Source organism: Gymnodinialimonas phycosphaerae (assembly GCF_019195455.1).
Classification (GTDB): Bacteria; Pseudomonadota; Alphaproteobacteria; order Rhodobacterales; family Rhodobacteraceae; genus Gymnodinialimonas; species Gymnodinialimonas phycosphaerae.
Genome location: NZ_JAIMBW010000001.1, coordinates 1,140,419 through 1,163,741, shown reverse-complemented (window position 1 = coordinate 1,163,741; position 23,323 = coordinate 1,140,419). Strand labels below are relative to the sequence as shown.

Sequence of the window (23,323 nt, the reverse complement as noted above, 5' to 3'; positions counted from 1 at the left end):
CTATGGGTTGCAATGGCGCCACCCTATCCCGCAAGCCCCTGTCCTGCCAAGGTAAGGAGACCCCCCCATGGCCCTGATCTCCCCCTCTCGTCGCCTGCGCCGCACGCCGTTTTCCGACGGTGTCGAGGCCGCCGGTGTCAAAGCCTACACGGTCTACAACCGCATGTTGTTGCCCACCATGTTTCGCACGGTCGAAGAGGACTACGCGCACCTGAAATCTGCGGTGCAGCTTTGGGATGTCTCGGTCGAGCGTCAGGTCGAAGTCCGTGGCCCCGATGCGGGTCGCCTTGTGCAAATGCTGACCCCGCGCGATCTGCGTGGCATGCTGCCGGGCCAATGCTACTACATGCCCGTCGTCGATGAGACGGGCGGGATGCTGAACGATCCGGTGGTTCTGAAACTGGCCGAGGATCGCTGGTGGATCTCTATCGCGGACAGCGATTTGCTGTTTTGGGTCAAGGGCGTCGCCCAAGGCTATCGCCTTGACGTTCTGGTGGACGAGCCAGACGTGTCGCCGTTGGCCGTCCAGGGCCCCAAAGCCGATGAGTTGATGGCGCGTGTCTTTGGCGATGCGGTCCGGGATATCCGGTTCTTCCGCTTCGGCTGGTTCGATTTCCAGGGCCATGACATGGTTATCGCCCGCTCGGGCTATTCCAAGCAGGGTGGGTTCGAGATCTACGTGGAGGGCTGGGATGTCGGCATGCCGCTGTGGAACGCGCTGATGGAGGCGGGCCGCGACCTTGATGTCCAGGCCGGATGCCCCAACGCGATCGAGCGGATCGAGGGCGGCTTGTTGAGCTATGGCAACGACATGACCGATGACAATACGCCCCATGAATGCGGCCTTGGCCGCTTCTGCAACACCGCCACGGCGGTGGGGTGTATCGGCCGCGACGCGCTTCTGCGGGTGGCGAAAGAGGGGCCGGTGCAGCAAATTCGGGCCATTGCGATTGACACCAAGGCCCTGCCGTCGTGTGACAGGGCGTGGCCGCTGATGGCGGGCAAGAAGCGGGTGGGACAAGTGACCTCGGCCGCCTATAGCCCGGATTACAGCGAGGGGGTTGCCATTGGCATGGTGCGCATGACCCACTGGGATGAGGGCACTCAACTGCATGTGCAATCCCCAAGCGGGCTGCTGCCCGCCGAGGTGCGCGAAAGTTTTTGGATTTGATTGCAGGCGCTTACGCGGCAATCATGAAGTAAAGGATGAAGAGATGACGTTCAATGCACTGATCGTGGAGAAAGACGACGAGGGCAAGACCAGCGCCTCTGTCCAGGCCATCACCGAGGATCGCCTGCCCGAGGGCAATGTGACGGTCGCGGTGGAGTATTCCACCCTCAACTACAAGGACGGTCTCTGTGTTGGCCCCGGCGGCGGGTTGGTGCGCACTTATCCGCATGTGCCGGGGATCGACTTCAGCGGCACCGTGGAAACCTCTGATGATGCGAGGTATTCCGTGGGCGACAAGGTTGTGCTGACCGGCTGGCGGGTGGGCGAGATGCACTGGGGCGGGTACGCGCAAAAGGCCCGTGTGAACGCCGATTGGCTGGTGCCGCTGCCCGACGGGTTGACGACCCGTCAGGCGATGGCCGTGGGCACCGCCGGGTTTACGGCGATGTTGGCGGTCATGGCACTTGAAGATCATGGGCTAAAAACCGGAAATGGTGAGGTTCTGGTGACTGGCGCCGCCGGTGGCGTGGGCTCGGTCGCGACTGCGATCCTTGCTGCGCGCGGCCACGATGTCGCCGCCGTGACGGGGCGGCCCGAGCAGGCGGACTACCTGAAATCCCTTGGGGCCACCCGCATCGTGGCACGTGAAGAGATCAATGAAACCGTCAAACGGCCTCTGGAAGCCGAGACCTGGGCCGGCTGTGTCGATGCGGTGGGTGGCGATATGCTGGCGCGCGTTCTGGGGCAAATGAAGTACGGCGCCTCTGTCGCGGCGGTGGGGCTTGCGGGCGGTGCCGGACTTCCGGCGACGGTCATTCCGTTTCTGCTGAGGGGCGTCAACCTGTTGGGCATCGACAGCGTCATGCAGCCCTATGCCAACCGTGTCCGCGCCTGGGAGGCGATCGCCAAGGATCTGCCGATGGACAAGCTGGAGGCGATGGTGAAACCCGCGACGCTGGCCGATGTGCCTGATCTGGGCCGTGCCATCCTGAAGGGCGGCGTCCGGGGCCGTGTTGTGGTGGATGTGAACGCCTAAAGCATTGATCTTTTGCAGCTAAAGGGGGAGGGCGGTGCCCTCCTTCGACACCTCCTGCAACACCTCCGTCACGCCGCAACGTCATTGCAATCGGGCAGGGATGCGGGCGTTTGTAGGGTCAACACCTGTCATTTCGACACGTTTGAAGGCGCGGCCTTCTGTCGTCCAATAGTGGCGGTCAAATTGGAGTGAAGACCCGCATCGGGCGCGGCCGTTCAAGTGGAATACTGCGCAGCAGGCGGCCCCGATATGATCTTCAAAGTGATGAACGCTGGCTCCCTCAACCCCACTTTGGTTCTTTGAAGCGAAGACGCACAAGATCATCGCGGATCTCTCGGCCAAGGTCCATAACCGGGGCACCCAAGCTGCCGCGCATGATCCATGTCAAATGCAAGATAGCCGCGATGGCATAGCATCGGGCAGACATGACATGGGAGTCGACGACATGAAGATTGCGCCTCTGATCGGAGCCGTGGCAGGGCTTCTTGCCGCGGGCTGCACGCCGGTCCTCGATGACCGCGTCAGCGCTGCAAATGGGGCCAGCTTGTTCGCCGAGAATTGCGCGGCCTGCCATGGCCCGCAGGGACGGGGCTACGACGGGCCAAGCCGCGACTGGACGCCGCCGCCGGACCTGAGCCTTCTGTCGCAGCGCAATGGTGGTGTGTTTCCTGAGATCGCAACACTGGCGACCATCTATGGCTCGGTCGGGCATATCGACCCCGAACGCACAATGCCTGAATTCGGCGCGGGTGATCTGGGGCCGACGGTCGTGGTGGAAGTGGAGGAGGGGGTCGGCACGCCGATCCCGGCGGATCTGGTGGCACTGGCGGAATATCTGCGCACGATACAGCGCTGACGGGCGGGTCAGCGTTACGGCGCGGGCCAGATTTGAGCGCCCTTGGCGTCATGAACCGGACCTGTGGGCGGGGCGGGCAACAGGGTGACGACGTTCACAGTTGGACGGCACAAGGCCACACCCTTGGGGGTGCAGACGAGAGGACGGTTCGCAAGGATCGGATCGGCGACCATGGCGTCCAACAGGGCATCGTCCGTGACGGCGGGATCGGTCAGGCCAAGGGATTCGGCAGGGGATTTGCTGGTTCGCAGCGCCTCTCGCGGGGTGATATCCGCAGCGGCGAAAAGGCCCAGAAGCTGCCCGCGCGTCCAGCCGGTTTTCAGGTATTCGATCACGACAGGCTCCGCGCCTGTGGCGCGGATGCTGGCAAGCGCATTGCGCGAGGTGCCGCAATCAGGGTTGTGATGGATGACGATCATGGGGCCTCCGCCTTGAATTAGGCGGTCGTAATGGGTCTGCGTAGCGAAATTATGACGGAGAGCTTGCCTGCGTCCGGCGTGCGATGAAGCGGATCAGCAGCGATACGGCGAGGGGCAGGATCGTTTGTAGGCCGAGCAGCAGGAACATCGGGTTGGTTTCCTCAATATCAGAGCAGGCGCAATAATTGGCCTCGGACCACTCATAGCGGGGGCCGCAGTCAAGGATGACGAACCGAATTTCCCCATAGACGACCAACCCGAGGAAGATGAGGCCAAAAAGAGCAAGTCCGCATAGCGCTGCCCAGAAAAGCATCAGGAAGAGGCGCAGGGCGCGGCGGCGGGGTGGTCTGGACGCGGACATGGGGCTTTCTGCGGGCTTTCTACGGCGTTCCTGCATAAGGGGTGCCGCGTATCACGCAGCGCCGTCGCGCAGAAATGGCGGGAACCAGCAGGTTGTGCGGCTGGCCTTGGCAGACCAGCCGACCCGTGCGCCGCTAGCCGTTGAGGGCCGCTTGCAGGTTCTCGTCGATCTTCTCAAGGAACCCCATCGTGGTCAGCCAGCCTTGATCGGGGCCGACCAGCAGGGCGAGGTCCTTGGTCATGTGGCCGGCCTCAACCGTTTCCACGATGACCCGCTCCAGCGTTTCTGCAAATTCCAGAAGCCGCGCGTTGTCGTCCAGCTTGGCGCGATGCTTCAGCCCGCCGGTCCAGGCGTAGATCGAGGCGATGGAATTGGTGGAAGTCGCTTTGCCCTCCTGATGGTTGCGGAAGTGGCGCGTGACGGTGCCATGGGCGGCTTCCGATTCCACGATCTTGCCGTCGGGCGTCATCAGGACCGAGGCCATCATGCCAAGCGAGCCGAAGCCCTGCGCGACCACATCGGACTGAACGTCGCCGTCGTAGTTCTTGCAGGCCCACACAAACCCGCCGTTCCACTTGATCGCACAGGCGACCATGTCGTCGATCAGGCGATGCTCGTACCAGATGCCTGCCTCCTCGAACGCGTCTTTGAATTCGGCCTCATAGACCTCGGCGAAGATCTCAAGGAAGCGGCCATCGTATTGTTTAAGAATGGTATTCTTGGTCGATAGATAGACGGGCCAGCCAAGGTTGAGGCCATAATTCAACGACGCGCGGGCGAAGTCGTAAATGGAGGCGTCGATGTTGTACATCGACATGAAGACGCCGGGGCCGTCGGCCTTATAGACCTCGCGCTCTTCTACCGTGCCATCGTCGCCGGTGAACTTCATGGTCAGCGTACCTGCACCCGGAAACTTCATGTCGGTGGCTTTGTATTGATCGCCAAACGCATGACGGCCAACAACAATCGGTTTGGTCCAGCCCGGCACAAGGCGGGGGACGTTCTTGCAGATGATCGGCTGACGAAAGATCACGCCGCCCAGAATGTTGCGGATCGTGCCATTGGGGGAACGCCACATTTCCTTCAGCCCAAACTCTTCAACGCGGGCTTCATCGGGGGTGATGGTGGCGCATTTGACCGCCACGCCGACTTCCTTGGTCTTGTTGGCCGCATCCACGGTGATCTGGTCGTTGGTACGGTCGCGTTCCTCGATGCCCAGATCATAGTAAAGCAGATCGATGTCCAGATAGGGCAGGATCAGCTTTTCCTTGATGAAGGCCCAGATAATCCGGGTCATCTCGTCGCCGTCCATCTCGACGATGGGGTTTTCGACTTTGATTTTGGTCATTCTGGGAGGTCCTGTTGAAGGAAGTCTGTTGCATGAAGTTAGAGCGAAGCGCCCGAGTGGAATCAAGGCCGCAGGCCGCTACGCATCGCCGGGCCGCCCCCCTCGGCACGGCTATGCGCGTCGTGTCGTCAGGAACTAGCCGATGATCCCGTTCAGCGTCGCGGACGGCCGCATGACCGCCGCCAGCTTGGCCGGGTCGTTCATGTAGTAGCCGCCCGTATCGGCCTCGGCGCCTTCCGTGGTGTCCAACTCGGCCAGGATTGTCGCCTCGTGCTCGGCCAGGGCTTTTGCCACGGGGGCGAATTCCGCCGCCAGTTCGGCGTCGTCTGTCTGCGCGGCCAGGGCCTCGGCCCAGTAGCGGGCGAACCAATAGTGACTGTCGCGGTTGTCGGGCTGGCTCACCTTGCGTCCCGGAGAGCGGTTGTCATCAAGGATCCCCTGCGTCGCTGCATCCACGGCGTTGCCCAGAACCCGCGCCTTGGCGTTGCCCTTGGCGTCCGCCAGGAAGGTGAAGGACTCGCCTAGGGCGCAGAATTCACCCAGGCTGTCCCACCGCAAATGGCCTTCGCCGTGCAGCTGCTGGACGTGCTTGGGGGCCGAGCCACCCGCGCCGGTTTCAAACAGCCCGCCGCCCTGCATCAGCTTCACGATCGACAGCATCTTGGCCGAGGTCGCCAGTTCCAGGATCGGGAACAGGTCGGTCAGGTAATCGCGCAACACGTTGCCGGTGATGGCGATGGTGTTCTCACCCTTGGTGATGGTTTCCAGCGAGGCGCGGGTGGCGTCGCGGGGTGCCATGATCTCAAATTTATCAGCAACACCAGCGGCTTGCAGGAGGGGTTTCACGTATTGGATTAACTGCGCATCATGGGCGCGGTTGGCATCCAGCCAGAAAATGGCGCGGAACCCCGTGGCCTTCTGGCGGTCGATGGCCAGCTGCACCCAGTCTTCAATCGGCGCCTTGCGGGCAGAGGCAGAGCGCCAGATGTCGCCGGGCTGCACATCGTGGGAATGCAGCACCGTGCCGTCGCTCGCGATCATCTTGACGGTACCGGACTCCGCGATCTCGAAGGTGGTGGGATGGGAGCCGTATTCCTCGGCCTTCTGCGCCATCAGGCCGATGTTCTGCACGGTGCCCGCGGTGGCAGGATCCAGCGCGCCGTTCTCTTTGAAAAACGCGATGCTCTCGTCATAGACCGGGGCGTAGGAATTGTCGGGGATCACGCAAACCGCGTCATGTTCCTTGCCGTCAGGACCCCAGCCCTTGCCACCGGCGCGGATCAGGGCGGGCATGGAGGCGTCGATGATCACGTCCGAGGGGACGTGGAGGTTGCCGATGCCCTTGTCGCTGTCGACCATGTACATCGGCGGGCGGCTTTTGCGGTTCTCTTCGATCGCGGCCATGATTTCGGGATTGTCGGCGACGCGCGCCAGAAGATCGCCCATGCCGGAGTTGGGGTTCACGCCCGCAGCCTTCAGTTCTTCGCTGAACTTGTCGAAGACCGGCGCAAGCCACGCCTTGACCGCATGGCCGAAGATGATCGGATCGGACACCTTCATCATCGTGGCCTTCATGTGCAGCGAGAACAGCACGGCTTCACCTTCAGTTTGGGCCGCCATCGTCTTCCCGATCTCGTCGGCCAGAAAGGCATCAAGGGCACTGGCGCTCATGTAGGTGGCGTCCAGCACGGTACCGGCGGGGTAGCTGAGGCCGTCTTTCAGGACCGTCTCGCCACGCGCGGTTTCCAGCACGATCTTGGCCGAGGTTTCGGCTTCCAGCGTCACGGAAGTTTCGTTCGAGAAGAAATCGCCGCCGTCCATGGCCGCGACGCGCGTCTTGCTGGAGGCCTCCCAGGCACCCATGCGGTGGGGATTTTTCTGGGCGTAGTTCTTCACGGCAGCCGCCGCGCGACGGTCCGAGTTCCCTTCGCGCAGCACCGGGTTCACGGCCGATCCCTTGATCGTGTCATAGCGTGCACGAATGGCCTTTTCTTCTTCCGTATCAGGGGCTTCGGGATAATTGGGGATGTTATATCCCTTGGATTGCAGCTCGGTCACGGCGGCGACCAATTGCGGGACCGAGGCCGAGATGTTGGGCAGCTTGATCACGTTGGCGGCGGGCGTCTTCACCAACTCGCCCAAGGCCGCGAGATCGTCCGAGACGCGCTGATCGTTTGTCAGATGCTCGGGGAAGGTCGCAAGGATACGGCCAGCAAGGCTGATATCCTTGGTGCCCACGGAAATGCCTGCCGCTTTGGCGAAGCGCTGGATGATCGGCAGCAGAGAGGCCGAGGCCAGTTCGGGCGCTTCGTCGACTTTGGTGTAGATGATGTCAGGAGTTGTCATGGGAGGTCCCTCTCGGCGGATGTGCGTTGGGGGCTGTTTAGGGGAAGGGGGGCGCTCTGGGAAGGGGGTATACCGTTGTATACCGGTGACGCGGTGTCGCGGTTAAACCGGTCCTTAAGGTTTGGCTGGCATAGGAGGCGTATGAAGAAACTTATCTTTCACGGCGCCCTTTTGAACCTGACGCTCCTGGTGGCCTTTGCTGTCGCACCGGTCGCATTGCTTGTGTCGGGCCCTGCGGAACCGGGGCAGGTGGCCTTGGTGATCGCCCCTAGTGCGGGGGCGGCGGCCATCGTCGCGACATTGGGGGGCCAAGAGGTTGGGCCGATGCGCGCACCTTTTGGCGTGTTGGCCGTGCTTTCGGCCCCGGAAGCTGCGCGCGATCTGGGGGCTTGGGCGGTGTTGGACGGCAGTGTTCTCGCGCGACTATGCGGGATCGATGTGAACGAGTATCAGGCAGGAACTGAAGATGCGTAAATTGAGCCTTGCGGCAGAGATATCACTCTACGGCGCCAAAATGACACGAAACCTCGCCGTTGCAATGGTGCCCGTCATCGCGGTGACATGCCAGATCACCGGGGCGAATGCCGCGGTCTTCATCGCCATTGGCGTCTTCATGGGCGCGATGGCCTTCATCGGTGTCAGGATCGGCGGACACATGGGGGCCACGCTTGCCAGTGTTGCCCTGGCGGGCCAGGCGATTGTGTTTACCTCGTGCTTTGCGGGCAATGCGTTTCAAGTCGACAGTCACATGTTCTTCTTTGCGGCTCTCGCGGTGGTCGCCATGGCGAATTCCATTCCGGCCCTACTGGTCACAACCGTCGTCATCGCCCTACATCACCTGAGTTTCGGTCTGCTCATGCCCGCGTTGGTGTTCCCGTCAACGGACGTGATGGTCAATCTGATCCGCGTGGCCTTTCATGCCGTGATCGTTCTGGTGGAGGTTGGCATCCTGATCCTGGCCATTCGGGCGCGAAATCAGCAAGAGGCCGCCAAACAAGACGCAGTCCTTGCCGCGGCTCAAGCGCGCGAGGTTGCGGAAACCAATGCAGACCAGGCCGACCGGATGCGCGAAGAGGCCGAGCAGTCCAAGGCCCAATCGGCCATGATCGTGGCGCGTTTGGCCGAGAACCTGAGTGCCATGGCAAGCCGGGATCTGTCGCGTCGCCTGGAGGATGCCCATGGCGCGCATTTCCAGCAAATCGTGACAGATTATAACCGCGCTCTCGATATCGTTTCCGACACGTTGGCCGAGGCGATAGAGCTTGTTGCAGAGGTTGATTCCGAGGCCTCCGTATCGGCGCATAAGACCGGCGAGATTGCCACGCAACTTGAAGGGCAAGCGATCCAGGTGTCGACTTCGGCCGATTCCATTCGAGAGATCACGGCGTCCTTGCAGCAGACCGTAAAGAACATCGACATGGCGCGCGACATGGCGGAAACCGCCTCTCAGAAGGCTGCGGAAGGGGGGCGCATTGTCCGCGCCGCAGTAGAAGGGATGGCGCGTATCAAGGCCTCGTCGGGCGAAATCAGCAAGATCATTGCAGTGATCGAGGATATTTCCTTCCAGACCAATCTGCTCGCCCTCAACGCCGGCGTGGAAGCGGCGCGGGCAGGTGCCGCCGGGTCCGGTTTTGCAGTCGTGGCCTCGGAAGTTCGCGCGCTGGCCAACCGGACCTCAGAGGCGGCGACCCAGGTGAAAGGATTGATCTCGGACAGCATCACTCAGGTCGCCGATGGCGCAACAATGGTCGATCGGGCAGGCACAGCCCTTGATGAGATCGAAGGGTCGGTCGCAGAAGCAAGCCGCAATGTGAATGAACTGTCGACCAGGGTCACAGAGCAGTCAGGCTCCGTGAACGATCTGGCGGGCACCCTCAGTGATATCGAGACCGTGATACAAAACATTGCCGTCAATACGGAAGAGCTGTCAGCGACCGGAAGCCGGATCGCGAGTGGGGCAGTCGAACTCAACGAAAGGCTGCGCCAATTCACGGTGAAGCCCAATGGAAGCCAGCGTTACGACGCGATCGCCGCGGCCTAAAGCGTCAGAAAACGGGCCGCGCTGCGCCTCCGTGCAAGCTCTCGGATCTGACGGAGTGATTTGGCCGGGACAGTTAGCGCGGTGGGATGATGTGCTAAACTCGGCAAGAACCTAAGGAGACGTATCGGCATCCTCGGCCGCCTTGAGCGTCGCTTCAAGGACCTTGCGCGCCCGGGCCTCGGCCTGGATCACGCGAACGGCGGTGCGGTAGAGTTCTTCCGTGGTCGGAGAGGACGCACCAACGATCTGCGCGATCGTTTCGGGAAGGCTCTCATCATCCAGCGCAAGCGCCGCCGCACAGGCGTCGATGGCGAGTTTCTCGGCCAGGTCGTTCGCAAGGCCCATGGGTCTACCGTGTATTCTCGGTCAGGCGACGGCGGACGTAGGTCTGCACGCTGTCGATCATCGGGTCCATATGGGGATCCTCGAAGAAGTGGCCCGCGCCCTCTGCCTCTTCGTGGGTGATCGTGATGCCTTTCTGCTCGTGAAGCTTGTCCACGAGGATACGGGTATCTTGCGGCTTGGCGACGCGGTCAGCGGTGCCGTTGATCACGAGGCCCGAGGCCGGGCAAGGCGCGAGGAACGAGAAATCGTACATATTGGCGGGCGGAGAAACAGAGATGAATCCGGTGATTTCGGGCCGTCGCATCAAGAGCTGCATCCCGATCCATGCGCCGAAGGAGAAGCCCGCAACCCAGCAATGCTTGGAGTTGGGGTTCATCGATTGCAGGTAATCAAGGGCGGAGGCGGCGTCGGACAGCTCTCCAATGCCCTGGTCGTATTCACCCTGGCTGCGACCCACGCCGCGGAAGTTGAAGCGCAGAACCGTGAAGCCCATCTGGTGGAAAGCATAGTGCAGATTATACACGACGCGGTTGTTCATCGTGCCGCCGAACTGCGGATGTGGGTGCAGGATGATGGCAATGGGGGCGTCCTTGGCCTTTTGGGGGTGGTAACGGCCCTCAAGGCGTCCTTCTGGTCCGGGGAAAATAACCTCGGGCATCCACGTCTCCTATCGCGTTCGCGTCTCTTGGGGCGGAAGGGTGCAGTTTCTTGACGGACTACACGGACCACCCTAGAACGATTCCAAAGTATGCGCAGGCAATGGGCTGCGCAAAGGTTGCTTCGCAGTTAAGGGCGGGGCGCGAAAAGGTCAATCATTCAAGCGTCAACACTCTGTATTAACGGATCAGGGACAGGGCGGCAGGAGCGGCAGATGAAGCTGAGCACGAAGGGCCGTTACGCGATGGTGGCCATGGCGGACCTCGCACTTCAGAAGGATGACGCGCTGACGTCGTTGTCTGAACTGTCCAAGCGACAGAACGTGAGCCTGCCGTACCTGGAACAGCTGTTCGTAAAGTTGCGCCGAGCCGATCTTGTGACGTCGGTGCGCGGGCCCGGCGGCGGCTACAGGTTGGCCCGCCCGGCGACCGAGATCCGAGTGGTGGAGATTTTCGAGGCGGTCGATGAGACAGTCAGCGCTCTGCATACGGGCGCGGGGGCGACGGGTGGAGCGTCGGGGTCGCGCGCACAGAGCCTGACGAACAGGCTGTGGGAGGGGTTCTCGGCCCATGTCTATGTGTTTCTGCACCAGACGCGCTTGTCTGATGTGGTGAAAAACGAGCTGTCGCCGTGCCCTGCGGTGCCCAACCTCTTAGAGTTGGTGGATGAGTAACCGATCTGGTGAAAGAAAAACTCTTGCAAGAGTTTTTGCAGACCCTTGCAAGGGTCTGGGCCCGGCGTGGCGCCGGGCGGAAAACTCTTGCAAGAGTTTTCACAAACCCTTGCAAGGGTTTGGCTGCGCGGGCTGGCAATGACGCGCGCCTATCTGGATTGGAACGCGACGGCGCCATTGCGCCCGCAGGCGCGCGCTGCGATGGGGGCCGCGATGGACGTTGTGGGCAACCCCTCGTCGGTGCATTCCGAGGGTCGTGCAGCGAAGGCCATGATGGAGCGCGCGCGGCGACAGGTGGCCGAGGCGCTGGGGGCGCAAGCTGCCGACGTCGTGTTTGTTTCGGGCGCCACGGAGGCGGCGGCATTGGCGATGGCCGGGCGGAATTTGCATGTCGCCTCCGTCGAGCATGATGCGGTGCGGGCCTGGGGCCAGGAGGATTTGGCGGTTGGGCCCGATGGCCGCGTGAGGGTACCGGAGCCCGCGGCGGCCTGCGTGCAAGTTGCGAATTCCGAGACAGGGATCTTGCAGGATTTGCCCCAAGGGTTGGCCGTCAGCGACTGGACGCAAGGGTTCGGCAAAGTGCCGCTGGCCTTTGATTGGTCCGGCATCGACATGGTGATTGTCTCGTCCCACAAGATCGGCGGACCGAAGGGGGTGGGAGCGCTGGTCATGCGGCGTGGCCTTGATGTACAGGCGCAGATCCGCGGTGGCGGGCAAGAGATGGGCCGCCGCCACGGCACGGAAAACCTCATTGGGATCGCTGGATTCGGAGCGGCAGCCGAGGCGGCGGCACGAGATTTGGCCGATGGAAAATGGGAGCCGGTGAACAAACTTAGAATATTTCTAGAAAAGACTCTGGAAGCCGCCGGAAATTCGACTATTTTAGTCAGACAAGGTGTGGATCGTTTGCCGAACACCTCGCTGTTCATCACCGAGGGCTGGAAGGGCGAGACGCAGGTGATGGCCATGGACCTTGCTGGATTCGCCGTTTCGGCGGGCTCGGCATGTTCCAGCGGCAAGGTGAAAGTGTCGGGCGTGTTGCGCGCGATGGGATATTCCGAGGCTCAATCTGGCAGCGCCCTGCGCGTTTCCCTTGGGCCCTCGGTGACGGAGCATCAGGTCGAGGCGTTTTGCGACGCATTTCTGAAGGCTCGGATGAAGAAATTGTCGCGCTGAAAGCGCGCGGTGAAGAAAAGCGGCGTTGAAGGCGCGCGGTGACAGAAGCCGCGCTGGTAGCGCGCAGTACGAAGAGGCGCGCCAGCAGCGCGCGGTGACGATAGATGCGCGAACAGCGCGGGTTGGAGGGCACGATGAGCGCACTTGATATCAAGGAAGTTCAGGTCAAGGACGGCGTGGATCAGGAAACGGTCGATGCGGTCAAGGATCTTGGCGGGGCCTACAAGTACGGCTGGAACACCGACATCGAGATGGACTACGCGCCCATCGGCGTGAACGAGGACATCGTCCGCCTGATTTCCGAGAAGAACGAAGAGCCGGAGTGGATGCTGGATTGGCGTCTGCAAGCGTTCAAGCGCTGGAAGCAGATGAAAGAGCCTGAATGGGCGATGGTCGACTACCCCGCCATCGATTACCAATCTCAGTATTACTATGCGCGCCCCAAAAGCATGGAGACCAAGCCAAAATCCCTGGATGAGGTCGATCCCAAGCTGTTGGAAACATACAAGAAGCTTGGCATTCCGCTGAAGGAGCAAATGATCCTTGCCGGTGTCGAGGGCGCGGAAGATATTCCCGCCGAAGGTCGCAAGGTGGCCGTGGATGCGGTCTTTGACTCCGTGTCCGTGGGCACCACGTTTCAGGCAGAGTTGAAGAGGGCAGGGGTGATCTTCTGCTCGATTTCCGAGGCGATCAAAGAGCATCCTGATCTGGTGAAGAAATACCTCGGCTCGGTCGTGCCGATCACCGACAACTTCTTTGCGACGCTCAACAGCGCGGTCTTTTCCGACGGGTCCTTCGTCTATATCCCGCCCGGCGTCCGCTGCCCGATGGAGCTGTCGACGTATTTCCGCATCAACGCGGAGAACACGGGCCAGTTCGAGCGGACGCTGATCATCGCCGACAAGGAGTCCTACGTCTCCTACCTCGAAGGTTGCACCGCGCCGATGCGCGACACCCACCAGCTGCACGCAGCAGTGGTGGAACTGGTCCTGCTGGACGATGCAGAGATCAAGTATTCGACCGTCCAGAACTGGTATCCGGGCGACGAGAACGGCGTGGGCGGCATCTACAACTTCGTCACCAAGCGCGCCGATTGCCGGGGCGACCGATCCAAGGTGATGTGGACGCAGGTGGAGACGGGCAGCGCCGTGACGTGGAAGTACCCGTCGTGCATCCTGCGCGGTGACGACAGCCAGGGCGAGTTTTACTCCATCGCGATTGCCAACAACATGCAGCAGGCCGACACCGGCACCAAGATGGTGCACCTGGGCAAGCGCACGAAATCGCGCATCGTCTCCAAGGGGATTTCTGCGGGGCGCGCGCAAAATACCTATCGCGGCCTTGTGTCGATGCACCCCAAGGCCAAGGACAGCCGCAACTATACCCAATGCGACAGTCTTCTGATCGGCGATAAATGCGGGGCCCACACGGTGCCGTACATTGAGGTGAAGAATAACTCGTCACGCGTGGAGCATGAGGCGACCACATCGAAGGTCGACGACGACCAGATGTTCTACTGTCAGTCCCGCGGCATGGACGAGGAAGAGGCGGTCGCGCTGATCGTCAACGGCTTTGCCAAGGAGGTGCTGCAAGCCCTGCCGATGGAATTCGCCATGGAAGCGCAGCAGTTGGTGGCGATCTCGCTCGAAGGCTCTGTGGGGTGAAGCGGTTCGTCCTTTCCCTGATGGTCGGAGGGTTTGTGCTGTCTGCCTCTTCTGGCTTGTTGGTCGATCCCGCATTAGGCGGGAGTGTACACCTGCCCGGCGACGTCACGGGCGTTCCAATGATTTTTGAATTGGGCGGCGTCACGATTTTGTCCGATGGCACGTATTGCCTCAGTAACACAGTCGGCCCGGCACATTTCCTAAGCTGCTTTGCGCGCAGCCTTGGCGGCACCGTCTATTTCTAGAGTTTGATCGATGATCCACGACGCCCTCCATACCGCCCATGGCATCTGCCAGAGCGACGCCGTTCTGGCGCGTTTGCTGTCTGCGGACGTGGCGGATCTGGCGTCCGTGGGCGTGACGGCGTGCGAGATCGAGGGGCAGGCGGTTCACTTTGCCACGGACATGGAGCGGGACCCGATCCAACGCAGCCACCGAGACGGTGCGTTTTTCGAACCCGAAGAACTGGCGCTGATGCGGCAACATCTGCCGGACGGCGGCACGTTTCTGGACATCGGGGCCAATGTCGGCAACCACAGCCTTTACGCGGGCCTTTTTTGCGCGGCGGGTCGGCTTATTCCGTTTGAACCCAACCCCTTGGCCTACCGTTTGCTGATCCTGAACATGGTGATGAACGGCCTCCACGACCGAACCGTGTTCGACTATGTGGGTTTTGGGGCCTCTGACGTGGATCGCGAGGGCTTCGCGATGACCCAGCGGCGCAAGAACCTTGGTGCCGCCAGAATGGTGCCGGGTGAGGGGGAGATCGCCACGCTGCGCCCCGACGATTTCCTGTTCGACGAGACGCCTGATTTCATCAAGATCGACGTCGAAGGCATGGAAATGCAGGTGCTGCGGGGGTTGCAAAAGACCATCGCGCGCACGCGACCCGTGCTGCTGGTGGAGGTCGATCGCGAGAACATCCATGATTTCGCCGATTGGCGGCTGGCCCATGGGTTCGCGCTGCCCGCCTCGTTCAAGCACTACAAGGAAAACCGCAATTTCCTCTGCGTGCCGGAAGAGCGGCTGGCCGTCCTGACCGCCCCATATGGCGCCGCTGCGAAGACAGGCGCCCACGAAGGGGGCGATGGATGACGGCCCCGATCCGCCTTTACTACTGGCCCGCGCCGAACTTCGGCGATGCGCTGAGCCATTTGATCGTCGCGCATGTCTCGGGGCGAGAGGTCGTGAATGTGCGCCCAAAACAGGCAGAGCTGTTTGCGCTGGGGTCGCTGATGCATGTGATCTCCAAGCATTGGACAGAGCGCGCGCGCGGGGACGGGCCGTTTCTTTGGGGCACGGGGCTTCTTAACCCGTTCTACCGCAAAGATTTTCTGGAAAACGTGCAGGTGCGTCTGTTGCGGGGGCCGATCTCGGCCGCGTTCCTGCGCTTGAAGATGAATGAGTTTGGCGACCCCGGCCTGCTGGCCGACGCGGTTATCGGCCCGGTACCCGAGCGCCATGATCGTGTGGCGATCATTCCCCATCACAGCCAGATGGAAGACCCGCGATTTGTCGACATGGTGGAGGCTGACCCGGCGCTGCACCTGATCGATTCCCGTCTCGATCCGGTCACCGTCTGCCGCGAAATCGCGTCGTCGGCCCATGTGTTCAGCGCCTCGCTGCACGGGCTGATCGTGGCCGATGCCTATGACATTGCCAACACATGGATGAACCCGGACACGCAGGGCCGCCTGAAGTATCACGACTACGCCGCCTCCATCGGGCGCGACATGATCGCGCCGGTCGAGATCGACGATGTGCCCCGCGCGGCCCGCGCTGCGAAGGACACGCCATTTCCCTATGCCGAGGGCATCGCGCGCTGCCGCGAGAGCCTTCTGAAACACTTCCCGGCCGAGCTGCGTGCCGGGGTAAACACATCGCAATGAGGTGAGATTATGCTGAATATCAAAGGCTTGGCCGTAAAACTTGAAGAAGAAGACAAGCAGATCCTCAAGGGTGTGGATCTTGATGTCGCGGCCGGTTCGGTCCATGCGATCATGGGGCCGAACGGATCGGGTAAGTCCACGCTGTCTTACGTGTTGTCTGGCAAGGGCGGCTACGAGGTGACCGGCGGCACAGCGACGCTGGACGGCGAAGACCTGCTGGACATGGCGCCTGAAGAGCGCGCCGCCGCTGGCCTGTTTCTGGCGTTCCAATACCCCGTTGAGATCCCCGGCGTCGGAAACATGACCTTCCTGCGCACCGCGGTGAACGCGCAGCGCAAGTTGCGGGGCGAGGAAGAGATGTCGGCAGGTGACTTCCTCAAGGTGATCCGCGCCAAGGCCAAGGACCTGAAGATCGACGCCGAAATGCTCAAGCGTCCCGTGAACGTCGGCTTCTCGGGCGGTGAGAAGAAGCGGAATGAAATTCTGCAAATGGCGATGCTGGAGCCGAAGATGTGCATCCTCGACGAGACGGACTCAGGCCTTGACGTGGATGCGATGAAGCTGGTGTCCGAGGGCGTGAACGCGTTGCGCGATGCCGGTCGCGGGTTTCTGGTGATCACCCACTACCAGCGCCTGCTGGACCACATCAAACCTGACGTCGTGCACATCATGGCCGACGGGCGCATCGTGAAGTCCGGTGGTCCAGAACTGGCCCTTGAGGTCGAGCAGAACGGCTATGCCGATATCCTGGCGGAGGTGGCGTAAATGGCCAATCCGGCTCCGAAACCAGATCTGACGCAGGCGCGGCTTGCGGCTTTGACCATGCCCGCAGGCGCGCCCGAGGCGCGCAACGCCGCGCTGGCCCGTGTCCACGCGATGGGACTGCCCACGCGGCGCGATGAATACTGGCGCTACACCGATCCGTCGTCGCTGACGCAAGTCGCTGCTCCGCGTGCGGCCATTTTCCGCGATACGGACGAGGTTCCGCTATTCAAGGACGTCGACCGCCTGAAGGTTGTTTTCGTGGACGGCATCTTCGACGCAGAAAAATCCGATGATCTCACCATGGCGGGCCTTGAGATCGAGCGTCTTTCAGACGTGCTGTCCAAGGACATCCATTGGGCCAAGGACCTTTACGGTACCCGCGAAGCGGCGGGCCAAACCCCTGTGCCACGCCCCTTGGCGGCGCTCAACACGGCGTTTGCGACAGACGGCATCGTGATCCGGGCCACGGCCAAGGCCGAAAGGCCCGTGGCGCTGATCTACCTGCACCGCGATGAAACCTCGGACGCGATTCTGCACCATCTGGTGCGGGTGGAAACCGGGGCCCAGTTGACGGTGCTGGAAGTTGGCCCGGCGGCCGCGCGGTTCAACAAATGCATGGAGATCGACGTGGCAGATGGCGGCGTCTTTCATCACGTTCGCGCCCAGGGCCGCGACCATGAACGCCGCGCCGTGACGCATATGTTCGCGCGTGTCGGCAAGGAATCCATCTATAAATCCTTCACCACCACCGCCAATGGCGTCACGACCCGCAACGAACATGTCATTGAAATCGTGGGAGATAACGCCGTGGCCCACGTTGCGGGCGCAGCCCTTGGCGATGGCAAGAGCGCGCCATTCCATCACGACGACACCGTCTTCATCACCCATGATGCAGTGAACTGCGAAAGCCGTCAGGTGTTCAAGAAGGTTTTGCGCAACGGCGCCGAGGGCGTGTTTCAGGGCAAGATCCTGGTCAAGGCAGGTGCCCAAAAGACCGACGGATACCAGATCAGCCAAGCCCTTCTGCTCGATGACGACAGCAGTTTTCAGGCCAAGCCCGAGCTGGAGATCTACGCCGATGATGTGATCTGTTCCCACGGCTCCACCACGGGCGCGATCGACGAGGACGCGCTGTTCTACCTGCAATCGCGCGGCGTGCCGAACGATCAGGCGACGGACCTTCTGGTGCTGGCGTTCCTGGCCGAGGCGATTGACGAAATCGACGATGAGGCCTTGCGTGCAGACGTCCTGGCGCGGCTGGAGGAATGGCTGGTGCGCAGGCGGCACGGCTGATCCATGAGCGTCACACAGGACATAGCCGCCACGTGGCGGCGTCCACGCGCGGTGATACGCAAGTTGTTGGCGATGGGGCAGCGCGAAGATCGCGCGCTGGCCTTTCTGTTCGCGGCCTGTGCGCTGATCTTCGTGGGCCAGCTGCCGCGTTTGCAGCGGGCCAATACGCTTGAGCAACAGGAATGGCTGGCGATGGGGGCGAAGGCCTCGGACAAGGTGGCGACGTTCCAGGCCGAGATCGCGATCACTGGTTTTGCTTGGTTGCTTGTCTGGCCGCTGTTGTTCTACTTCATCGGCGGGCTGACGCATTTGATCGCCAAGCTTTTCGGCGGCAAGGGCAGCTTCTATTCGGCCCGTCTGGCGCTGTTCTGGGCGCTTCTTGCCTCTGGTCCCGCGTGGCTGTTCCATGGCCTTGTGTCCGGCTTCATCGGACCGGGGCCCGCACAACAGATCGCGGGTGTCATCGTGTTGGGCGCCTTCCTGTTATTCTGGAGCGTGGGCCTGCGAGAGGCCGAGAGCAATCCCGAAGGAACAGCACCATGAGTGATCTGATGGACCTGCGCTTCTTGGGCAAACTGGCTTTTGAGACGATCAAGGACCCCAAGGCGGGCGCGGCCGAGGCCCTGCGCCTTGCACCGCCACGCCCCGCGTTATGGCTGGCCTTCACGCTGATGATCACCCTGTCGCTGATGATGGGAGAGGTCGTGTCGCTGATCGCACCGGCCCCCGAAGCGGGCCCCCTTACCGGGCAGTCGGCCCTTGCCCTTGGCCTGTTGCAGGCCGCCTTCCTGTTCCTGATGGTCTTTGCCATCACCAATATCGGGCGCGCTTTTGGCGGCGTGGGGAATTTCGACGGCGCGCTGGCCCTGATCACCTGGCTGCAATTCGTCTTCTTCCTGATCCAGGTGTTGCAGTTGATCCTGTTGCTGATCGCGCCGCCTTTGGCGGCGATGGTGACACTCGTGGCGATCGGGCTATTCTTTTGGGTCCTGGTCAATTTCATCGCCGTTCTGCACGGCTTCCAATCGGTTGGCATGGTCTTCGTGATGACCCTTGTCAGCTTCATCGGCATACTTTTCGCGCTCAGCATCGTGCTGACCATCCTGGGCGTGACATTTGAGACGGGCGGAATAGCCCAAGGAGCGATGGCCCAATGAATTATGATGTAGCGGCGATCCGCGCCGATTTCCCGATCCTTGCGCGTGAGGTCAACGGTAAACCGCTCGTGTACCTCGACAACGGCGCGTCGGCCCAGAAGCCACAGGTGGTGATCGATGCGATCACCCAGGCCTACAGCCACGAATACGCCAACGTGCATCGGGGTCTGCACACCCTCAGCAACCTTGCGACCGAGAAGTATGAGGGTACGCGCGGCACCATCGCCAGGTTCCTTGGAGCGAAGGACGAGGAAGAGATCGTCTTCACCTCTGGCACCACCGAGGCGATCAATCTGGTGGCCTATGGGTGGGCGATGCCCCGGATGGAAGCGGGCGATGAGATCATCCTGACCATCGCCGAGCATCACGCCAACATCGTCCCGTGGCACTTCCTGCGCGAACGGCAAGGCGTGGTGATCAATTGGGTGGACGTGGACGCCAACGGGGATCTTGACCCGCAAGCGGTTATCGACGCCATGGGGCCGAAAACCAAGCTGGTGGCCATGGCCCATATGTCCAACGTGCTCGGCACGGTCTTCGACGTGAAAACGGTGGTGGATGCGGCCCACGCCCGCGGGATTGCGGTGCTGGTGGATGGGTCGCAATCGGCGGTTCACATGCCCGTCGATGTCGATACCCTTGGCGCGGATTTCTACGCCATCACCGGGCACAAGCTTTATGGCCCCAGCGGCTCGGGCGCGATCCACATCAAGAAGGACCGTATGGCCGAGATGCGCCCCTTCATGGGCGGCGGCGACATGATCCGCGACGTCTCGCGTGACGTCATCACATGGAACGACCCGCCAATGAAGTTCGAGGCAGGCACCCCCGGCATCGTCCAGCAGATCGGACTTGGTGTCGCGTTGGAATACATGATGGGCGTCGGCATGGAGAACATCGCCGCCCATGAGGCGGATCTGGCGGCCTATGCGACGACGCGCCTGAAGGGGCTCAACTGGCTGAATGTACAGGGTCAATCGGCCACGAAAGGCGCGATTTTCAGCTTCACGCTGGAAGGTGCCGCCCATGCTCACGATGTCTCGACCGTGCTTGACAAGAAGGGTGTCGCGGTGCGCGCGGGGCACCATTGTGCGCAACCGCTGATGGAGCATATGGGCGTGAACGCCACGGCGCGGGCGTCCTTCGGGATGTACAACACAAAGGCAGAGGTGGACGTCCTGGTCGACGCGCTGGAATTGTGCCACGAGCTGTTTGCCTGAACGGAAAGATTGGGCGTGGGCGTTAAGTGTTTGGAAAGCCGTGTCTGCCATAGGTGAGGGGCGTTCCCATTCGTGAGTAGCCCATGTCCGAACCCGTTCAGTCCATGTCTCGAGAACATCGGGATGAAGCCGCCCCCTTTGCGCCGGAAGAGCTTTTCTTTTCACGCACAGACAAGCGCGGCATCATAAAGGGCGGGAACCACGTTTTTCGCCGCGTCAGCGGGTATGATTGGCCCGATCTGATCGGGGCACCCCACAAGATCCTGCGCCATGACGACATGCCAAAAGGCGTCTTCTGGCAAATGTGGCACACCATTGAGGCGGGCAATCCAATCGGTGTCTACGTCAAGAACCGGGCCAAGGATGGGCGCTACTATTGGGTGTTTGCCATCGTCACAGTGCTGGACGACGAATATATCTCTGTCCGCTTGAAACCAACCAGTCCCTTGTTGGAAAAGGTTAAGGCCCTCTATGCGACGCTCCTCAAGGCAGAGCGGAAGCAAGGCCTGACGCCAGAGCAAAGCGCCCAGGCCCTTTTGGCCGGGCTCGCGGAAATGGACTTCCCCGACTATGCCAGTTTTTCGGCCCATGCGTTTGTGCAAGAGGTACGCGCACGCGACGTCGCCACCCAACGCCCACCAGACAAACGGTTGTCTCGCTTCGTCGATATGCTGACCCATCTCGAAAAAATCCGGCGCGAAGGCCGCTCCCTCGTCAAGGGGTTCGCCTCGATCGAAGGCGCGCCGAAGAACATGCGCATCCAGGCGTCGCGCATGGGCATACACGCGGCGCCGCTTGGGGTGATCTCCACCAATTTCGATGAGATTGCGGGCAACATTAAGACCGGAATTGAACCTTTCATCAACGGGTTGGAACATTTGGCCGACGCGGTCGGACACGGATTGACTGTCAATTGTTCTTGCAGCCTGCTGAGCGAAGTTCTGGCGCAATACGAAAGTGACCCTGACGGCGCGTTTTCCCCGGAAACCCTTGCAGAAATCGCCCACCTGAAAGACCAGCGCCCGCGACAAATGGCGAAGTCCCATGCGATCCTGCGCGACGTCATGAACGAGTTGCACACATTTTCCGGCGCGTGTCGGAACATCAAACAGACCCTGTCGGGGCTCAGCATGATGCGGGTGATGGGTGAGATCGAAAGCGCCCGGATCGGGGACACCCAAGGCAGCCTGAAAGACATCGTTACCCAACTTCAGCGGTTCCAAACCGCGGCAGAGGCCAGCATGTATGCCATCGAGGCCGAGCGTGGTCAGATCGAGATTGCCCTGCAACGGGAGTTAGAAACCAAGCTGGCCGCCTAATCGTCCGGTGCGATCAACCCCAGCCCCCGCAGGTAGATGCCGATCCCAGCTTCCAGCAGGTCTTCCGGCGGAAAGGGGGCGTTTGCACCGGGGCGGCCCCGTGCGAACAATTCAACCACGCCATGGGACATCGCCCAGATATGGGCCGAGAACATCGAAGGCGGCGGGCGTTTTTCCGGTGGAATATGGTTTGAGAGTTCTTCGGCCGCATGTTCCAGCACGGCGCTTGATCTTCTTGCCGCCGCCGCCAATTCCGGCGTCGCATTGACCGAGGTGCCGGATTCGAACATTGCCATGTAGTGGCCCGGAAACCTGCGGGCAAAGGCAAGATAGGCGCGGCCCGTGGCCTCGAACGCCGCCAGCGCCGAGGGTTCGCCCCCGTTGAAGGCATGGGCCATCAGATCCGCGAAAATCTCATGGCCCTGGCGGGCGCATTCCGCGATCAGGTCCTCACGCCCCTCGAAGTGTCGGTAGACGGCGGCAGGCGTGACGCCCGCATTCTTCGCCGCCTCCGATAGCGTGAAGCCCGTGGGACCCTTCGTCTCGATCAACCCCAGCGCCGCATCGACAAGAGCTTGCTTGAGATTGCCATGATGGTAGCCGCGTTTGCCCATCAGCTATTTGCGCCCGGATCGGACCACATCTCGGGCCCGTCGGTGATCGCGGGATCCGGCGCGCCGACCAGGGCTGTGTCCTTGCCGGCATAATCCAGGCCTTGCAGCACGGACCGGATCACGGCAAGCCGCGCGCGCCGTTTGTCGTCGGATCGGACCACCGTCCACGGCGCTGCCTGCGTATGGGACCGCTCCAGCGTCTCGGCAATTGCCGCGCTGTAGGCGTCCCACTTCTTCAAGCCCTCCACGTCGATCCAGCTGAGTTTCCATTGCTTCAGGAGGTCATCTTCCCGGGCAAGGAAGCGTCGCAACTGCTCGGCCCGGCCCACGTTCAGCCAGATCTTTGTCAGGTGAATGCCGTCCGTGGCCAGGGTGCTTTCGAACCCCGGCAACTGTGCGAAGAAAGTTTCGCGCTGCGCATCGGTGCAAAAGCCGAAAACCTTTTCGACCACGCCCCGGTTGTACCAGCTGCGATCGAACAGCCTTATCTCTCCGGCAGCGGGCAGGTGATGGACGTAGCGTTGGAAATACCATTGCCCGGCCTCACGCTCCGTCGGTTTCGACAGAGCCACGACGCCCGCCGCGCGCGGGTTCAGGTTTTCGCGGATGCGTTTGATCGCCCCGCCTTTGCCCGCCGCATCGCGCCCCTCGAACACGACGGCGACGCGCGCGCCACTCTCGCGCACCCAGGCCAGCATTTTCACCAATTCGATTTGCAGCGCCGCCAGATCGGCCTCGTATTCCTTGCGCCCCATGCGTTTGGGGTAAGGGTACGAGGGGTCGAGGATGCTTTTCTTCTGTCCACCCGCGATCTGCTTTCGCACCCATTCCGGCGCCGCGTCGTTGAAATAGGCGCTGATTGCGCCGTCAAAGGGTTTGGGGGCGAAGGGTTGGGTCATGGCCTGCTCTCGCGATATGTTATTATCCATTACATTAGGGGTACTTGCCCCGTTTCGCAATGAAGCAAGGCGCG

25 protein-coding genes are annotated in these 23,323 nt (G+C 61.6%); 17 read left to right on the top strand and 8 right to left on the bottom strand.

What is annotated here, in order from left to right; translation table 11 throughout:
* The first annotated feature begins 67 nt into the window (after positions 1-67).
* The 3 genes from KUL25_RS05695 to KUL25_RS05685 all read left to right on the top strand — a co-directional run bounded on the left by KUL25_RS05695 (position 68) and on the right by KUL25_RS05685 (position 3,063).
* Positions 68-1,171: a dimethylsulfoniopropionate demethylase gene (locus KUL25_RS05695; RefSeq protein ID WP_257892058.1), complete on the top strand. Its 1,104-nt coding sequence runs from the start codon at positions 68-70 to the stop codon at positions 1,169-1,171.
* Positions 1,172-1,214: 43 nt separating this feature from the next.
* On the top strand, positions 1,215-2,207 hold the full coding sequence (gene acuI, locus KUL25_RS05690) for an acryloyl-CoA reductase (protein WP_257892057.1): 993 nt from the start codon (positions 1,215-1,217) through the stop codon (positions 2,205-2,207).
* A gap of 445 nt (positions 2,208-2,652) precedes the next feature.
* Entirely contained in the window at positions 2,653-3,063 is a 411-nt protein-coding gene (locus KUL25_RS05685; protein WP_257892056.1) for a c-type cytochrome, read from the top strand.
* 14 nt (positions 3,064-3,077) lie between these two features.
* Here the strand turns inward: KUL25_RS05685 and arsC are convergent, their stop codons facing one another.
* From arsC to KUL25_RS05665, 4 genes are all read right to left on the bottom strand, one after another.
* Positions 3,078-3,482: an arsenate reductase (glutaredoxin) gene (gene arsC, locus KUL25_RS05680; protein ID WP_257892055.1), complete on the bottom strand. Its 405-nt coding sequence runs from the start codon at positions 3,480-3,482 to the stop codon at positions 3,078-3,080.
* 49 nt (positions 3,483-3,531) lie between these two features.
* Positions 3,532-3,843: a hypothetical protein gene (locus KUL25_RS05675; RefSeq protein WP_257892054.1), complete on the bottom strand. Its 312-nt coding sequence runs from the start codon at positions 3,841-3,843 to the stop codon at positions 3,532-3,534.
* A gap of 133 nt (positions 3,844-3,976) precedes the next feature.
* On the bottom strand, positions 3,977-5,191 hold the full coding sequence (locus tag KUL25_RS05670; protein WP_257892053.1) for an NADP-dependent isocitrate dehydrogenase: 1,215 nt from the start codon (positions 5,189-5,191) through the stop codon (positions 3,977-3,979).
* Between the two features lie 135 nt (positions 5,192-5,326).
* On the bottom strand, positions 5,327-7,537 hold the full coding sequence (locus KUL25_RS05665; RefSeq protein WP_257892052.1) for an NADP-dependent isocitrate dehydrogenase: 2,211 nt from the start codon (positions 7,535-7,537) through the stop codon (positions 5,327-5,329).
* A 141-nt stretch (positions 7,538-7,678) separates the two neighbouring features.
* Here KUL25_RS05665 and KUL25_RS05660 point away from each other — a divergent pair, with 141 nt between their 5' ends.
* Both KUL25_RS05660 and KUL25_RS05655 read left to right on the top strand, forming a co-directional pair.
* Entirely contained in the window at positions 7,679-8,011 is a 333-nt protein-coding gene (locus KUL25_RS05660) for a hypothetical protein (RefSeq protein WP_257892051.1), read from the top strand.
* Positions 8,004-9,578, top strand: a complete 1,575-nt coding sequence (locus KUL25_RS05655; RefSeq protein ID WP_257892050.1) for a methyl-accepting chemotaxis protein — start codon at positions 8,004-8,006, stop codon at positions 9,576-9,578. The genes KUL25_RS05660 and KUL25_RS05655 overlap by 8 nt, the downstream gene beginning before the upstream one ends.
* A gap of 111 nt (positions 9,579-9,689) precedes the next feature.
* Here KUL25_RS05655 and KUL25_RS05650 read toward each other — a convergent pair whose 3' ends face one another.
* The gene (locus KUL25_RS05650) at positions 9,690-9,923 is read right to left on the bottom strand and encodes a hypothetical protein (protein ID WP_257892049.1); all 234 of its coding nucleotides are present in this window, start codon (positions 9,921-9,923) and stop codon (positions 9,690-9,692) included.
* A 4-nt stretch (positions 9,924-9,927) separates the two neighbouring features.
* Positions 9,928-10,581, bottom strand: a complete 654-nt coding sequence (locus KUL25_RS05645; RefSeq protein ID WP_068361643.1) for an alpha/beta hydrolase — start codon at positions 10,579-10,581, stop codon at positions 9,928-9,930.
* Between the two features lie 213 nt (positions 10,582-10,794).
* Between KUL25_RS05645 and iscR the strand changes: the two genes are divergently transcribed.
* The 12 genes from iscR to KUL25_RS05585 all read left to right on the top strand — a co-directional run bounded on the left by iscR (position 10,795) and on the right by KUL25_RS05585 (position 21,736).
* Positions 10,795-11,253, top strand: coding sequence for a Fe-S cluster assembly transcriptional regulator IscR (iscR, locus tag KUL25_RS05640; protein ID WP_257892048.1), 459 nt, complete (start codon positions 10,795-10,797; stop codon positions 11,251-11,253).
* 138 nt (positions 11,254-11,391) lie between these two features.
* A complete protein-coding gene (locus tag KUL25_RS05635; RefSeq protein WP_257892047.1) occupies positions 11,392-12,429 on the top strand; it encodes a cysteine desulfurase family protein in 1,038 nt (345 codons plus the stop codon).
* A 134-nt stretch (positions 12,430-12,563) separates the two neighbouring features.
* Entirely contained in the window at positions 12,564-14,093 is a 1,530-nt protein-coding gene (sufB, locus tag KUL25_RS05630; RefSeq protein WP_257892046.1) for a Fe-S cluster assembly protein SufB, read from the top strand.
* Positions 14,090-14,338: a hypothetical protein gene (locus KUL25_RS05625; protein ID WP_257892045.1), complete on the top strand. Its 249-nt coding sequence runs from the start codon at positions 14,090-14,092 to the stop codon at positions 14,336-14,338. The genes sufB and KUL25_RS05625 overlap by 4 nt, the downstream gene beginning before the upstream one ends.
* Positions 14,339-14,348: 10 nt before the next feature.
* A complete protein-coding gene (locus KUL25_RS05620) occupies positions 14,349-15,188 on the top strand; it encodes an FkbM family methyltransferase (protein WP_257892044.1) in 840 nt (279 codons plus the stop codon).
* Complete coding sequence (locus KUL25_RS05615; RefSeq protein ID WP_257892043.1) at positions 15,185-15,982, top strand: polysaccharide pyruvyl transferase family protein; 798 nt, start codon at positions 15,185-15,187, stop codon at positions 15,980-15,982. The genes KUL25_RS05620 and KUL25_RS05615 overlap by 4 nt, the downstream gene beginning before the upstream one ends.
* A gap of 9 nt (positions 15,983-15,991) precedes the next feature.
* Complete coding sequence (sufC, locus tag KUL25_RS05610; protein ID WP_257892042.1) at positions 15,992-16,747, top strand: Fe-S cluster assembly ATPase SufC; 756 nt, start codon at positions 15,992-15,994, stop codon at positions 16,745-16,747.
* Positions 16,748-18,040: a SufB/SufD family protein gene (locus KUL25_RS05605; protein WP_257892041.1), complete on the top strand. Its 1,293-nt coding sequence runs from the start codon at positions 16,748-16,750 to the stop codon at positions 18,038-18,040.
* Positions 18,041-18,043: 3 nt separating this feature from the next.
* Positions 18,044-18,583 (top strand): YIP1 family protein, encoded by a 540-nt coding sequence (locus tag KUL25_RS05600; protein ID WP_068361616.1) that lies wholly within the window; start codon positions 18,044-18,046, stop codon positions 18,581-18,583.
* Positions 18,580-19,197: a YIP1 family protein gene (locus tag KUL25_RS05595; protein WP_257892040.1), complete on the top strand. Its 618-nt coding sequence runs from the start codon at positions 18,580-18,582 to the stop codon at positions 19,195-19,197. Before KUL25_RS05600 ends, KUL25_RS05595 begins: the two co-directional genes overlap by 4 nt.
* Positions 19,194-20,417 (top strand): cysteine desulfurase, encoded by a 1,224-nt coding sequence (locus KUL25_RS05590; protein ID WP_257892039.1) that lies wholly within the window; start codon positions 19,194-19,196, stop codon positions 20,415-20,417. The genes KUL25_RS05595 and KUL25_RS05590 overlap by 4 nt, the downstream gene beginning before the upstream one ends.
* Before the next feature lie 104 nt (positions 20,418-20,521).
* Positions 20,522-21,736: a PAS domain-containing protein gene (locus tag KUL25_RS05585; protein WP_257892038.1), complete on the top strand. Its 1,215-nt coding sequence runs from the start codon at positions 20,522-20,524 to the stop codon at positions 21,734-21,736.
* On the opposite strand, the gene KUL25_RS05580 is transcribed toward KUL25_RS05585, so the two are convergent.
* Together KUL25_RS05580 and ppk2 are read right to left on the bottom strand one after the other, a co-directional pair.
* Positions 21,733-22,350, bottom strand: coding sequence for a TetR/AcrR family transcriptional regulator (locus KUL25_RS05580; protein ID WP_257892037.1), 618 nt, complete (start codon positions 22,348-22,350; stop codon positions 21,733-21,735). The two genes, KUL25_RS05585 and KUL25_RS05580, sit on opposite strands and share 4 nt — an antisense overlap.
* The gene (gene ppk2, locus KUL25_RS05575) at positions 22,350-23,279 is read right to left on the bottom strand and encodes a polyphosphate kinase 2 (RefSeq protein ID WP_257892036.1); all 930 of its coding nucleotides are present in this window, start codon (positions 23,277-23,279) and stop codon (positions 22,350-22,352) included. The genes KUL25_RS05580 and ppk2 overlap by 1 nt, the downstream gene beginning before the upstream one ends.
* Between the last annotated feature and the right edge of the window lie 44 nt (positions 23,280-23,323).